Here is a 14786-nt window from a genome sequence, read left to right as displayed (position 1 = left end):
TTTTCAATACTCCTTTCCTGGATCAACCTGATTTATTAGTTTTCCTCTTTTCAGATATTCCTCCAGTATGAAAAGTGTTTCATTCATCAAGCCAGTTACTCCGTCGATAGTATATCCACCGACGTGCGGTGAAAATATGACATTTTTAAGTGTATTCAGTGGATATCTGCTTGGCAGCACAATTTCGTCTGGTGATTTTGGATATTGATACCATGTATCAATAGCTGCGCCGGCAAGAATATTTTCTTTGAGAACTTCAAAAAGTGCTTTTTCGTCAATCACTTCGCCTCTTGATATATTTACAAGGTATTTTCCCTTCATTTTGTACAGCCTTTCGCGATTGAGAAGATTTCTGGTTTCCCTGGTCAACGGAACTGTTATAAAAATCAAATCGCTCTGTTCAATAGCCCAATCAATATTGGATGTCACGCAGGAATGCTCAAAAGGTGCGGATTTTCTAACCGATATTATTTTGCAATTAAAAGGATGCAGGAGCTTTGAAATTTCTTTTCCGATATGTCCCATACCAACTATGCATACAGTTTTGTTTCTAAGAGAAGTCCAGTAATCCTGCTCCGGTGAACCGACGGAATAGCCATGCCACACGCCATATCTTAAATCCTGGTCGAATTCAACTATCCTTCCAAGCAGTGAAAGAGCCAGAGCCATGGCTCTTTCTGCAACTGCAGGTGCATTTTCATGACAGTTGCTTACCATTATTCCCCTTTTATTTATTGCCTCCCAATTGAGTGCATTGACACCTGCCATGGGTACAATTATCACCTGCAAGTTTTTTGCTGAAAGGATTTCTTCTTCAGTTAGCCTTGCTGCAATCACTATATTTGCTTCTTTTATCAAAGAGCGTGCGTCAGGTGAAGAAAAATAGCCTTCGAAAGCAATTTCTGGAAATTTAAGTCTAAATTCTTCTATTCTCTCTACCCAGTGTTTGTTTGTTTTGTTTAAAAACAACACTAACACTTAGTTCACCTCTCAATAGAGATGTAATGTCATCTCAAGTTGAGTTAAAACTTTTTTGAATTCGTTGTTTGTTGCTGCTGAAAACATCGGGTCGTTTTCTGGTACATTTGCAATTGTGCATATGTTTTTCCCTTCAGTTGCACAGACGAAATTGACTGCTTCATTGAGCAGACGATCATAAATCTCTGGTTGCTTCAATGGGGCACAATCCACTATAAATACGCTTTTTTCTGTTGAACCCCATACTACATAACCAACGGTTCTCATTAATGTCGTTCTTGCTGTTTTGTACCTGTTGCCAGCAAGCAGAAGTGTTGCAGGTTCACGTTGCCAGTTTGGATTGCGTTGAAGAGATATCATGGCTTCTACAGAAGCTTGATGGATCCATCTTGGATCTACTTTTAGAAAGTTTACATTTGTCGTGGGGTGCTGAATTTCTTTTATCATTGTGAAGAGTTTTCGCGAAATTCTGAATCCGTTTTTCTCATAAAATCTGACAGCTCTCAGCTCACTTTCAAGTACTTCGAGCGTTACGGTTCTGACTTTTTTCCAGCGCAAAGCTTCGAGTGCATGTTCAAGCATTCTGTAAGCGAGTCCGCTTCCTCTTTCGCTTTTTATCACACCCATGGAATCTATTCTTCCCTTATCCTTTCTGACACAACATACTATAAAGCCAGCTGGTTCGTCATCTTTTAAAAATATAAATGAATTCTCCATGGAGATAGAATTTTCACGTGCATCGAGGTTAAAACTGAATGTATCCCAGTTAACCGGCACAGGGTAATCGCTAAAAACCTCGTTAACGAGGCTGAGAAATTTGACAATCGAAAACTCTGTCAACAACTTGACAGATTCCATTATTCCACCACCTCTAACCTATATGGAGATATTCAGGTGATGATCGTTTTCATTTGGTTTGACTGTTGTAGATTTCATCGCAGTCTTCCATACGTCCAGAAGCTGCTCAAAATAGTAAATCACTTCGTCGAGTTTCTGAATATCTTTTTTTAAATTTGATTCTATCAATGTTCTATACATATAATTGTACAGGGATCTGAGCGATTTTGCGATCTCGCCACCTTTTTCCATATCCAGAGATATGTTCAGTTCAGTTATTATATCTTGAGCTCTCTTAATTTTTTCATTTGCTGCGATAAAATTATTTTCTTTGAAAAATCCCTTTGCATCTTTGAGAACCTCTATTCCTTTTTCGTAAAGCATTTCAACGAGCTTTGCCGGGCTGGCTGTTTTTACAGAATTTTCTATATAAGAATCTTTCATGTTCCTTCCTCCCGAAGTTTCTCAAGGGTTTTTTGAAAAAATTCTTGGTAAAACTTTAACACGATTGGCAAATCATTTTCAACAGCGTTGGCAATATCTTCTTTGTCTTGCTTTTCAAGACATTTCAAAAAATTTCTTAATCTTGATAACACATCTGTTGTGTCTGGCTCTGGTACTACAGTTATTTTGCGAATACTCTGTCTGAGGCTGTCAAGGGCAGATATGCTATCTGAAAGACTTTCTATGTCTTTAAAAGATTTCGTTTGACCATATCTTAAAGATTCGGCGACGTTCGGTAAGAGTTTTACAGCTGTTTTCACATAGTCTATGACTCCAGGAAGAATTTCCACAAGGTATTCTGAGGGAGTAACAAATTCCATAATTATATTTGTATCTTCTTCTAAAGTTGAATTTCTCAATTCTGAGACTTTCTGAGCAGGAATCTCAACATTGTTGATAATCAGATGTTTGAGAACCTTGCCCTTCGGTGATAATTCATCGTAAAGTTTTCCAAAATTTTCAAAATCTGAAACATTGAAAACAGACTCTTTTCCGTCCACGGTGACTTTTACCATATTAAATCACTCCTTTTTTGTGCGCTAACATAATGAGGGCGATTGTTTTTGCGTCAACGATTTCGCCGTTAAAGCACATCGAGATAGCTTTTTCTTGATGAACCACAGAAATGTATAGCAACTCGTCTTCATCCGGATTTTGATGTCCTTTTGTCAAATTTGTTGCAACATACAGATGTATTTGCTCGTTCGAAAATCCCGGGGTTGTATATATGCTTCCGAAATACTCAAGCGATTCAGATTTATAACCAGTTTCTTCTTCTAATTCTCGTTTAGCACAGCTTAATGGGTCTTCGTTACGATCCAGTTTTCCAGCAGGAACTTCTAAGAGTTCTCTACCTATAGGGTATCTGAACTGTTTGACGAGAATTATGCATCCATCATTCAAAATTGGTAATATTGCAACAGCACCAGGGTGATAAACCACTTCTCGCACTGATTTTTTATTGTTTTCCAGCAGAACTTCATCAACACAAAGAGTGAGTATCTTCCCTCTAAAAATTTCCTGTCTGCTCAACAACTTTTCCGACAACTTCTTCACTCCCTGACAGCCATGTTTTCAACTTCAACGGGCAGAACATTTGAGACGCCATCTATCATTGTTATTCCCTGTAACAGATCGGCACATTCCATAACTACTTTATTATGCGTGATTATTAAGAACTGCGCTTTCTTCGATCCATCCTCAAGAAGTCTTTTGAATCTTTCGGCATTGAATTCATCAAGTGGAGCATCTATCTCATCCAGAACATAGAATGGACTTGGTTTGACTTCAAGCAAGGAAAACAGCAAGGCTATTCCAACGAGGGCTTTCTCACCGCCTGAGAGTAGTTGTAACTTCTGTATCCTTTTTCCAGGTTTGCGCACAGATATTTCCACACCTGCTTCGAGTATATCTTTACCTGGTTCAAGTTTTATCTCTCCCTCTCCCCCGCTGAAAAGAAGGGATATAAAATAATTAAACTTCGTGTTGACTTGTTCATAGATATCGAGCAATTTGTTACGTGCTTCCTCGTCTGTACGCTTTACAAGATTAATTATCTTCTCCTGCGCATCCTGGAGATCTTTTTTTTGCATAGTTAAATCGTTGAACTTCTGCTCCACCTGATTAAATTCATCTATTGCTGTTACGTCAACCGGCCCGAGATATTTTATTTTGTTTTGAAGATCTTCAAGCTCATTTTTCAGTGATTCGAGCACATCTCCTGACAGTTCCTCGGTATTCATAGCGGTTTCTCTATCCACTTCATTTATCAGCTGATCTATTTTTGCCTGACTCTCCTGAATCGATAATTCTAAATGATGCAAATAATCTCTTAATTTTTCTCTGTCTTCTTTCATCTGCTGCATTTTTTTCTCCAGTTCGTTAAGTTTATTAAATTTCTGATCTTTGTCGCTCCTCTGCATTTTCATAGTTTCAAAAAGGTTTTCTGTTTCTTTCTTGATTGTCTCTATTTCTCTCTGATTATCAAGCAATATCTGCTTTAATCGGTCTATTTCCCCCTCAATTTCCTTTATTTGTGAATTCAGCTGGGTAGATTCTTCACTTAACTTTTGCTTTTCATCTTTCAGCTTTCTCAGCTCTGATTCATAATGAACTCTTCTTTCCAGCAAATTCGTAAGTTCTGCCTTCAATTCTGAGAATTGCGTCGAAATCTCCTCAAGGATATTTCTTTCGTGAGATAGTTGTTCATCGAATTTTTTTAACTCTTCTTCGTATATTCCAATCTGGTTAGATAAATCGCTTAATTCAGAAATAATCTGTTCTCTTCGGCTTCTCATTCCTTCGGATTTTATGGCATAATTCCTGCGAAGCTGGTCCATTGACTCTATCTCTTTGTTCAGTTCTTCGACAGTTTTATTCAATTCTTCAACCATTCTTCTTGTTGAGCTGCCTTCAGCAATGGCATTTGTCAGTTCTCTCTCCACTACTCTTTCCTGATTCAAAAGTGATCTGGTTTCTTCTTCTATCTGATTAATTTTTTGCTCGTGCAATTTTTCCAGCGAAGAAAGCTCACGTCTCTGGTTTGCTATTTCTGAAAGTCTGATCTTTCTCTTAACGAGTGAGTCTGATCTTTCTAATTCTACCTCTCCGCCTGTTATAGATCCATGTTGACCTATTATTTCTCCTTTCAGCGTTGCTATACGACATCTAACTCTATAACGTTTTTTGATATCCACCGCGTCTTCAAGGTTTTTTACTATTATATCGTTCCCAAAAAGGTATCCAGGCAAAGCACTGAATTTTTCATTAACTCTAACCACCTGCGCAGCATATCCAACAAATCCTGGATGACGTTCTATGTCTCTCATTCCACTGAAATGGGACTCTATTAGATCAAGAGGTAAAAAAGTTGCCCGGCCTATTTTCTCGGAACTGAGCCATTCTATCACTTTTTTTGCCGTCTCTGCGTTATCCACCACTACATGCTGGACAGCCCCTCCAAGAAGCACCTCTATGGCTTTTGTATAATCTGGTGGAAAATTTATCAGATTTCCAACCACATCGTAAATACCATCAAATGGTGCCTCGGCTTTTTTGGCGAATATTGCCCTTACAGACCTTGTGTATCCTTCGTAGGTTTGAATTCGGTATTTGATCCTTGATTCCTCTTCATCCAGAGATCTCAGCATGCGTCTTACATTGTCGAGCTGGTCAGCAGTGGCCCTCTTTTCGCTTGAGAGCTCCTTCAATCTCTCTCTGATCAACTGAAGTTCCTGTGCAAGCTGGGATTCCTTGTCGCCGGCGTTTTTCATTTTCTCCAGGAGCGCTCCAAGTTCCTGTTGAAGTCCATAGAGCCTTTGTGATTTCAAATTGAGTTGTGTATCAACCATCGAAATTCTTTTTGAAATATCTTCTAAAGCATCTTCGATTCTTGAAAGTTCATTTTCCAGAGACAATTTCTTTTTTTGTATTAAATCGCTTTTTTCCTTCAATGAGAGTAGTTCTTTTTCCTTTTCTGAATACCTTGAGATCAGCTGGTTACGTCTTTCTTCGACGTCCTGCAACATCTTCTCTTTTGTATTTATTTCTTCCATCAGAGCTTTGAAAATAAGATTTAATTCTTCGCTTCTTTTTTCAATAGATTCAATTTGCTCGTTTATTGAATCAAGTCTTGTAGTCATCTCGACGAACTTGTTTTCTCTTTCATTTAATCTCTTGGTGTACATTTCTCTCAACTCAATCAAAGTCGTCTGACGCTTTTTATAATCCTCGAGCAAATTTGTAAAGTTTTCTATCTCTCTATCAACGTTGGCGAATTCCTGTTTTAGAGCAGACCAGTTTGTTTCCACGCCTACAAGTTCTTTCTGTAGATTCTTTATCTTTTCGGTGGTTTCTTCTTGTTGGTTACTCAGGTGGTTTAATCTCTTTATCTCTTTTTTGAGAATATTCCCGTAATAAAGCTTTTTTACGTTTTCCAAACGTGAGCTGTATTCTCGATAGCGCTCTGCTCTTTTTGCTTTCAAATAAAGGGATTTTCTCTGTCTGTCCAGTTCGTACAATATATCCTGAACGCGCGCTAAATTGTTATTGACAATTTCAAGTCGCGCAAGGGATTCTTTTTTTCTTTCCCTGTAGAAGGCTGTACCAGCTGCTTCTTCGAGCAATAATCTGAGTTCTTCTGGTGAAGCGTTTACTATCCTTTCTATCTGTCCTTGCCCGGCTATGGAATAGAATTCCTTGCCTATGCCTGTCCCCATAAATTTCTCATGGATATCTTTCAGGCGAACAACTTCACCATTAAGCATATATTGATTTTTTCCATCAGATGTCAGCAGTCTTGAAACCACAAGTTTTTCATCTTCGTTCTCAAAGGACAATTCAACATATGCACTTGTTGCAGCAGGTATTTTGCTGGAACCTGCGAAAATAACATCGTACTTTTCCTCTGCTCTGAGTTGTTTCATAGACTGCTCACCAAACACCCATCTTATGGCATCAACTATGTTTGATTTTCCACCACCATTTGGTCCTATTATCGCTGTTATTCCATCAGCAAAAAATAACTTTGTAGGTCGGGCAAAGGATTTGAAACCACTAAGTGCCATACTGACAAGCTTCAAGCCCGACACCTCCCGTTAGGCTGAATATACTCTTTCTCCGGAGACAAAAGTTGCAACAACATTCAATTCTTCATCAAGGGCAACTAAATCTGCTGTTTTTCCCTCTTTAATAATTCCGGCATTGAGTTTACTCGCTCTCGCAGGTGTCAGCGTTGCCATAATTATAGCTTCCTTTTCAGTATATCCAAGGTTGAAAACAACATTTCTCACTGCCTGATCGAGTGTTAGAGTACTTCCAGCAAGATTGTTTTCTCCCTTCAAGCGCGCTATTTTTCCCTTTACAACTACTTTAAGCTCTCCTAAGGAGTATTCTCCGTCTTCTAATCCTGTTGCAGCCATTGAATCAGTGACCAGAACCGTCTTATTCGGGCCTTTAGCATTGATAATCAACTTTACAGTGGCAGGATGAAGGTGCACAAGGTCACATATTACTTCACAGTAAACATTTTTCTCCGTTAAAGCAGCGCCCACAACACCAGGTTCTCTGTGAGAAAAACTTTTCATTGCATTAAATACATGAGTAGCCCTTGTTGCGCCAATTTCTATTGCTTGAACAGTTTGTTCGTAAGTTGCATCTGTGTGGGCAATAGTAGGTATTATGCCATTTTTTCTAAGAAATTTAATCGCCACTGCAGCGTTTTTAAGTTCTGGAGCTATGGCAAAGATTTTTGTAATTTCTCTGAATTTCTCAACGAATCTGGATAGCTCTTCAAGATCTGGATTTTTCAACAATTCTTCTTTATGTGCCCCTTTTTTCGAGGGATTCAAATATGGCCCCTCTACATAAAGACCACCTATTTTTGATCCAGGGAGTTTCGTTCGCATTGATTTTCTCACGGTCTCGGCAACAGATGACAGCTTTTCGAATTTATCTGAAACAGTTGTTACTAAAAAAGTTGTCACACCATGTTTTGCATAAAACATAGAAAGTTTTTCAAAATCTTCAACAGTAGCACTCATTGCATCTATACCAATTGCGCCGTGCGTATGGCTATCGATATAACCGGGTGCAATTATCGGATATGTGAAATCAGCTTTCAATCCGGAAGATGAAACAGATTGTATGACCCCGTTTTCAATCGTTATAATCTTATCTTCAAGAATTCTGCTTGGTGTAATAGCCCTTTTTGCCCTGATTTTCATTGAACCATCCCCTGTACACCGCTTATTATGCTGATCAGATTCTGAATTATTGGAATCATATCAACTATATTCATTAGAGGATTATCAGGAACAAAGATTACATCACCCGGCGAAACATTGGGGTTGCTTGCGACAGACTTTCCTTTCAAAGTCCCGGACAGATCGCAGAGTACCGGCTCTCCAGTTGGACCACCTTTGAAGAGATAAACCCTGGATGCGATCGCTCGTGTTGTGAAACCTCCGCATTTCATGATTGCATCCATCACAGTTGAGTATTGATCTATTCTAACCAGTCCAGGCTTTGAAACCTGACCGAGTACATAAACGACATTTGATTCTATTGGCGGTACATAAAGTATATCACCAGCTTTCACAGAAATGCTGTTCAAAACTATTGGATCCGCCGCGTTTATTGTTTTGCTTTCATTTCCACGTTTCAGAATAATCTGGTTATAAGATCCCCAGTCACTTATGCCACCAGATAGGCTCAAGGCCTCTAAGGCTGTTATCTGCCTGTCAGATATGTAATACCCCCCAGGATTTTTAACCATGCCAAGTACATAAATATAACTTTCTAAATCTTTTTCTATCACAATGAAGGTTCCATCTATCAGATCGAGGTCTGCTTTCTTTATCTGGATATCTTTTAGCGAAACAAGCGTTGATTCGTTTGTAGGGTAAATAACATGTACCTGGCGGGCGTCGTTGACAAGTGTTATCTTTCCAAGAACAGTTGATAATTTGAATTCTTCGTTATGAGATAGCAGGATTTTTTCGTTTTTCACAGCATCTCCAAACACAAAAACATAATGGGGTGACTTTTCTGTTACATAGACAAAGTCCCCATCTTTCAGGAAAAAGTTGAACTCTTCTGATTCAACCTGATCTACACTGAACAAATGTCTCTTACCTTCTGAATAAACTATGACTTTGTCTGAAACAAAAATTTCAGTTGGTTCGGTTATAAAACCACCACATTTCGCTATGGCGTTCCTCAAGGTGGATCTTTCGTTGACTTCGAAAACCACCTGACCAGGCACTTTAACTCTTCCGAGAACACTCACCCGCGCTGGCTTTTTGAGCGTCACCTTGATGATATCTCCACTTTCAAGAACTATATCGGGCTCAAGCTGGATGGGCTCTTCACTGTTTCTCGATACTCTGCACAGCTGTTCAACCAGATCAAGATTCAGGTTAGCTTTCGAAAGAGCTCTTTTTAGCGTGATTTTCTCATCAAAATTGAAAGTTATGAATTGAGAAAGATCACCTATAAAGTAAACATATCTTCCTTCCCTTAGTTTAAAAACAACTGTTGCACCATTTTGCAAATCTTCATCTTTTAATCCATCTAAAACGTCGTGTATTTTGAGCACGGTGGTTTGTGTTTGCCCGGGCTGAATTAACTGAATAGATTCGAAAGTCTGTTCACTAATCTGACCAACCTTGTTGATCAGAGTGGACAGCTTCTTTGGTTCTTCTGGTTCAAAGATTATTTTTCCGGACGTTGCAAGATTTCCAACAACATAAACGTAAAACTCCTGATATTCAACTCTCACTAAATCTGCTGGCTCCAAATCGATATCTTTTTCTTTTATCGTAGATGCCTGTATTTCATACCATGAACCGTCTCTGTATATCTTTATTGTTCCACCTTTTTCAACCTGCGGAGAATCAAATCCACCAGCTTTTGCAATCAACACGCTCAATTTCATTGATTCTTCCGGTTGAAAATCAATTCTGCCCTGGTTTTTCACAAGTCCCAGAACATAAACAAATCTCTCCTGCTTTTTTACAACATCCACGTAAGCACCAGATTCAAGCAAAATATCTTCACCTTCCGAAAGTACTGATGGGGAGTAATCTTTCTTTGCGGTGCTTTGAGTGACAGTTATTTTTTCAATGTATTTCAATTCTGCTTGCACACCACCAGCCTTTGCTATTAATCGTTTTAGTGTGATGGGCTCATCTTCCATAAATTCGTAAATACCCGGTTTTGCAACAAATCCGGTCACATAGGCGTATCTCAAATCTATTTTTGGAACATAAATCTGATCACCCGGTTTGAGCTCCAAATCGTTGTTTTTACCCGTCAGGATTGCTTCCAAATCTATTTTTTGCACAGTGCCATTTCTGCTGAGGTAAACATTTCTCAGATCACCAACATTTGTAATAACCCCTCCGGCGAGAGATATAACTCCAGCCAAGGTCATTCCTTTTATATAAGAAAATGAGGAAGGGTTTTTCACTGCCCCAAGAACTTTTACATTGCTGATAGGACTTTTAGAAGGTATATAAATAATATCTCCTTCAAAAACAGGCACATCTGCTTCAATTGAACCTTCGTAAAAAGCCGAAAGATTAACGATAAAACTTTCTTCTCTTCTGAAAATTCTTATATTTTCAAGATCTATGGAATCGATGTTGAAATTCCCATTTGAACCAACAGTTGAGATAACTTGGCTGAGAGTTACAGGGTTTATACCAATATCTATTCTTCTATTCGTTATTCCCTGAATGTAAATATATCTCGGTGCGTAAGAAATAAGTGAAACAGTGACGCTCGGGTTGGGAATTAATTTGGCTATTTTTTCACTTGCTATTTTTTCAATATCTGACAGCGTCATCCCTTCAACTTTTATTCTTCCTACACCAGCGTAAGAGATGTACCCATCACTGTCTACAAGACAATCTTTTGTCATCTCCGGATAGGCGAAAACCTCGATTCTTACGATATCTCCTGTTCTTAAAGTGTATTCGGCAAAAATCAAACATGAGAGAAATAAAATCAATAAAAGAAAACCTTTCCGCATTCAATCACCTCTCGATTTACTTTCTCTTCATATGATATCACTTTGTTGAATACAGGCAGCGTTGGAAAATGTGGTAATATTTAAGAAAGTATCCAGGAGGTGATTTTGTGCCCATTAAAGTGAAAATAAAAAACGATGGAGAGTTTATATCAGAAAAACCGGTCCAGATTCGAGAAATTATTCGTTCTGATGAAGTTATTGCCGCAGTTTTTAACGGTAAATTAATAGACCTGAGATCAACGATAGATAGTGATGGAGAGGTAGAATTTGTTGATTTGTTTCACGAGCTTGCGCCTGAAGTTTACAGGCACACTATGTCTCACATTTTGGCTCAGGCAGTTATGAATGTCTATGGGAAGAAGAATGTCAGGCTTGGCATAGGTCCAGCGATTGAAAACGGCTTTTACTATGATTTTGAGATATTAAATGGAAAAATAACTGAAGAAGATTTATCAAGGATAGAAGAAGAGATGAAGAAAATAATCGAACAGAATATTCCTGTTGAGCGTATTGAAATGAGCAAAGATGATGCTATATCTTTTATGACTGAAAAAGACCAGCCGTACAAGGTCGAGCTTTTGAAAGAGATACAGGATAATAAAGTGACTTTATTCAAACAGGGCGATTTCGTCGATCTGTGCAGGGGACCACATATGCCTTCCACAGGCATGGTTAAACACTTCAAGTTACTTTCTGTTTCTGGAGCATACTGGAAAGGTGATGAAAAAAATCCGATGCTTCAAAGAGTTTATGGCACAGCATTTTTAAGGCAGGAAGAATTGAAAAATTACCTTGACCTCCTCGAAGAGGCCAGAAAAAGAGACCACAGAAAGCTTGGCCCTGCACTTGATATTTTCTTTATTGATTTTGATGTGGCTGCTGGTATGCCAGTTTTTACGCCAAACGGGACAGTTATTCTCAAAGAGCTTATGGAATTTTCCAGGCAGCTGCACATTGAATATGGTTATGAAGAAGTTATGACCCCACTTGTCATGAGTGAAAAGCTCTGGAGGATGTCGGGGCACTGGGAACACTATAAAGAAAATATGTATTTCACTACAAAAGAAGAGCAGCAATTCGCCATTAAACCAATGAATTGTCCTGGCCATATACTTGTGTACAAAAACAAACCGGTTTCCTATAGAGATCTTCCCGTGAGATTTTTTGAGTTTGGAAAAGTTCACCGGTATGAACGGAGCGGTGTTTTGCATGGGCTATTTCGTGTGAGAAGTTTCACTCAGGATGATGCACACATATTCTGCAGAATAGATCAGGTGGAAAATGAAATAGCAGGTGTGATAAATCTTGTTCACAGGATATATTCGCAGTTTGGTTTTGACTATTCTGCCGAACTGAGCACGATGCCTGAGGATCATATGGGGGACGAAGCAACCTGGGAGAAAGCAACAGAGGCCCTGAGAAAAGCTATGGAATCAGTTGGATTACAGTATGTTGTGAAAGAAAAAGAAGGTGCGTTTTATGGACCAAAAATAGATTTCCATGTAAGAGATTCGATAGGTAGAACCTGGCAATGTGCAACTATTCAGCTTGATTTCCTTATGCCACAGAGATTTGGGCTTGTTTATACCAGTATGGATGGAAAATATCAACAACCTGTCATGATACATAGAGCTATTTACGGAAGCTTAGAAAGGTTTTTAGGAATACTTATCGAGCATTACGCGGGAGCATTTCCGACATGGCTGGCACCTGTTCAGGTGATTATAATACCGATTGCTGACAGACATTTTGAATATGCTGAGAAGGTAAAAAGTGAATTTGTTAAAAACGGTGTAAGGGTGAAAATAGATGCACGACGCGAGACAGTTGGGTATAAAATAAGAGATGCGCAATCTATGAAAATACCTTACATGCTTGTTGTTGGAGACAGAGAAGCTGATTCAGAAGCTGTTTCTGTCAGAACAAGGGGCAGTGACTTCGGAAGCAAGCCAGTAAAGTTGGTTCTGGAAAAAATAACTGAGGAAATTGCGACGCGTTCGTTGAAAAATTTGATGGAGGAATGAATGTGGTTTTTACCGTTCTGGGAAAGGTGAATAAAAATATAATTGAGTTTTTCGAAAAAATGGAAGCTGCTGAGGGGAAGAATTCTCCTCAGCTCCTTTTAACAGATTCCTTGACAGATTCCAGGATACCTCAGATAGTTTTTTCAGGTTCTTCTGCCAAATTTTACGATGAAGGTAAATTAATTGCCAATTTTGAAAATGCAGAAGAAAATTACAAATCTTTATGGGCATTTGCAAAATCTTACGTCGAAAAAGATGCTACCAGCGCTGGATTGACGAGCACAAAATGGGCACGAAGGGTTATAAGTGGTATTCTCCAGGCTATGATTGTTCTGATGGAGGTTGAAGACAAAAACGGATTCAGCCATTCTCAGAGAGTTGCTAAGCTCGCGAAAAAAATTGGAACAGAGTTAAGGTTGAGCGAAGAAGATATTCTTTCTCTCACAGAAGCAAGCATGTTGCATGATGTAGGAAAGATAGGTATTGAACAATTGATGATGTTCACTCCAACCAGAATAAGGACTTTGGAAAGCATGCCAAAAGATCACGCATTGATGGGTGCTATCTATCTTTCAACGATAGAATTTCTCTGGGACCTGGTTCCTGCAGTGAGATCTCATCATGAAAGATGGGATGGACAGGGTTATCCAGACGGTTTGAAAGGCGAAGATATACCACTTTTTGCAAGAATAATAGCTGTTTGCGATTATTATGACGAGCTGACTCATTTTATAACGTCGGAATGGGGTGTTGGTCCAAAGAGTAAAAGCGATGCGTTGAAAATGATAATAGATCAAAGCTCACGTATGTTCGATCCAGAAATTGTGGATGTATTTGTTAAGGTTATGGAGTCAAGCGAAGACATCTAAGAATATTCCAAAGGGTTTTAACAGATCTTCAATCAGTTTTGCCGGCATGTTCAACATGAGTTTCAGAAAATTGAGCTGCTGTTCTATTTTTTCTTTTTCATGACTGTTGATAGCTGCTTCCAGCTTGTTTTCGAGCTCTCGAATTTGTTTTCTCAACTGGTCTTTGTACTCGTTGGAATTATCCTGAACTTTTTCGCCGTTAGGGTAATATATCCATGCAGTCGTTTTACCTGCGACTGCTGCAAGAAAAGACCCTTTTCTTCTTAAATCAAGATTGATCCCGCCATGAATTATTATTCCACCGTTTTTGGCGGCCTCCCTCTCAAATGCGAGCCAGTTGCTTATTTCCTGTGAAACTACGCGCAAGATACTTCTGCTTGCCGGAGCTGAATGAGAAAGCCCCGGTTCACCTGGATCGAGTTTATAACCAAGTATCGGATTTTCCAGACCAGCACTAAGGACATTCACAAAATCACACCTTCTTAGAAAGCATTTTAAGGGCTTCTTTGACTATTTGTTCTGCCTTCTTCGAAGAATGGTAGACGCTCTTTGCAGCCTCTCTTGATTCTATCTTACCAAATCCGAGGGCGACAAGTGCATCGATTGCATCTGACAACTCTTTTGAATAATCAGATTTTATTTCAAATTCTTCGTCTTTTAATTCCGCTATAAGCCTCTCGGCTGTTTTTTTACCGATACCTGGAAATCTGGATAGTTTTTCGACATCCTGAGAAATTATCAAATGCACTAATTCTTCTGGTTCAGAGGTTGAAACAATTCTCAAAGCAGTTTTTGGACCTATTTTTGAGACTTTCAGAATTTTTTCAAAAACATAGAGTCTTTCTTTGCTCAGAAAACCATAAATTGTTATTCCTTCCTGGCTGAATTCAAGATGTGTATGCAACTGAACTGTCTGCCCTATCTGTGCTTTTTCAAGTGTTTCAATGTCACAGAGAATTTTTATCAAAAAACCATTGATTTCAAGTATTACACTGCTACCATTTTTACTATGAACTGTGCCTTTAACTCCCACCAGCAAAG

At 38.9% G+C, this 14786-nt stretch carries 12 protein-coding genes; 2 read left to right on the top strand and 10 right to left on the bottom strand.

Annotated elements, in window-relative coordinates; translation table 11 throughout:
* Nucleotides 1–3 precede the first annotated feature (3 nt).
* The 8 genes from TLET_RS10265 to TLET_RS10230 are packed head-to-tail and all read right to left on the bottom strand — an operon-like array spanning nt 4 to nt 10852.
* Nucleotides 4–978: a 2-hydroxyacid dehydrogenase gene (locus TLET_RS10265; protein WP_012004026.1), complete on the bottom strand. Its 975-nt coding sequence runs from the start codon at nt 976–978 to the stop codon at nt 4–6.
* A gap of 12 nt (nt 979–990) precedes the next feature.
* Nucleotides 991–1836 carry a GNAT family N-acetyltransferase gene (locus TLET_RS10260; RefSeq protein ID WP_012004025.1) on the bottom strand — a complete coding sequence of 282 codons (846 nt, stop codon included), beginning with the start codon at nt 1834–1836 and terminating at the stop codon, nt 991–993.
* A gap of 18 nt (nt 1837–1854) precedes the next feature.
* Nucleotides 1855–2259: a flagellar export chaperone FliS gene (fliS, locus tag TLET_RS10255; protein WP_012004024.1), complete on the bottom strand. Its 405-nt coding sequence runs from the start codon at nt 2257–2259 to the stop codon at nt 1855–1857.
* Complete coding sequence (locus TLET_RS10250; protein WP_012004023.1) at nt 2256–2834, bottom strand: hypothetical protein; 579 nt, start codon at nt 2832–2834, stop codon at nt 2256–2258. Before TLET_RS10250 ends, fliS begins: the two co-directional genes overlap by 4 nt.
* A 1-nt stretch (nt 2835) precedes the next feature.
* Nucleotides 2836–3366: an NUDIX hydrolase gene (locus tag TLET_RS10245; RefSeq protein WP_012004022.1), complete on the bottom strand. Its 531-nt coding sequence runs from the start codon at nt 3364–3366 to the stop codon at nt 2836–2838.
* A 5-nt stretch (nt 3367–3371) separates the two neighbouring features.
* Nucleotides 3372–6899 carry a chromosome segregation protein SMC gene (gene smc / locus TLET_RS10240; RefSeq protein WP_012004021.1) on the bottom strand — a complete coding sequence of 1176 codons (3528 nt, stop codon included), beginning with the start codon at nt 6897–6899 and terminating at the stop codon, nt 3372–3374.
* A 15-nt stretch (nt 6900–6914) separates the two neighbouring features.
* Complete coding sequence (nagA, locus tag TLET_RS10235; protein WP_012004020.1) at nt 6915–8042, bottom strand: N-acetylglucosamine-6-phosphate deacetylase; 1128 nt, start codon at nt 8040–8042, stop codon at nt 6915–6917.
* Nucleotides 8039–10852, bottom strand: a complete 2814-nt coding sequence (locus TLET_RS10230) for an SLBB domain-containing protein (RefSeq protein WP_012004019.1) — start codon at nt 10850–10852, stop codon at nt 8039–8041. Before TLET_RS10230 ends, nagA begins: the two co-directional genes overlap by 4 nt.
* 107 nt (nt 10853–10959) lie before the next feature.
* Here TLET_RS10230 and thrS point away from each other — a divergent pair, with 107 nt between their 5' ends.
* Together thrS and TLET_RS10220 are read left to right on the top strand one after the other, a co-directional pair.
* Entirely contained in the window at nt 10960–12876 is a 1917-nt protein-coding gene (thrS, locus tag TLET_RS10225) for a threonine--tRNA ligase (protein ID WP_012004018.1), read from the top strand.
* Nucleotides 12873–13745 (top strand): HD-GYP domain-containing protein, encoded by an 873-nt coding sequence (locus TLET_RS10220; protein ID WP_228369019.1) that lies wholly within the window; start codon nt 12873–12875, stop codon nt 13743–13745. Before thrS ends, TLET_RS10220 begins: the two co-directional genes overlap by 4 nt.
* Here TLET_RS10220 and TLET_RS10215 read toward each other — a convergent pair.
* Together TLET_RS10215 and ruvA are read right to left on the bottom strand one after the other, a co-directional pair.
* A complete protein-coding gene (locus TLET_RS10215; RefSeq protein WP_012004016.1) occupies nt 13728–14213 on the bottom strand; it encodes a hypothetical protein in 486 nt (161 codons plus the stop codon). The two genes, TLET_RS10220 and TLET_RS10215, sit on opposite strands and share 18 nt — an antisense overlap.
* Nucleotides 14214–14217: 4 nt before the next feature.
* Nucleotides 14218–14778, bottom strand: a complete 561-nt coding sequence (ruvA, locus tag TLET_RS10210; protein ID WP_012004015.1) for a Holliday junction branch migration protein RuvA — start codon at nt 14776–14778, stop codon at nt 14218–14220.
* Nucleotides 14779–14786: the final 8 nt, after the last annotated feature.

This window comes from Pseudothermotoga lettingae TMO, from assembly GCF_000017865.1.
GTDB classification, from domain to species: Bacteria; Thermotogota; Thermotogae; order Thermotogales; family DSM-5069; genus Pseudothermotoga_B; species Pseudothermotoga_B elfii.
This window is presented reverse-complemented; position numbering and strand designations above follow the sequence as displayed.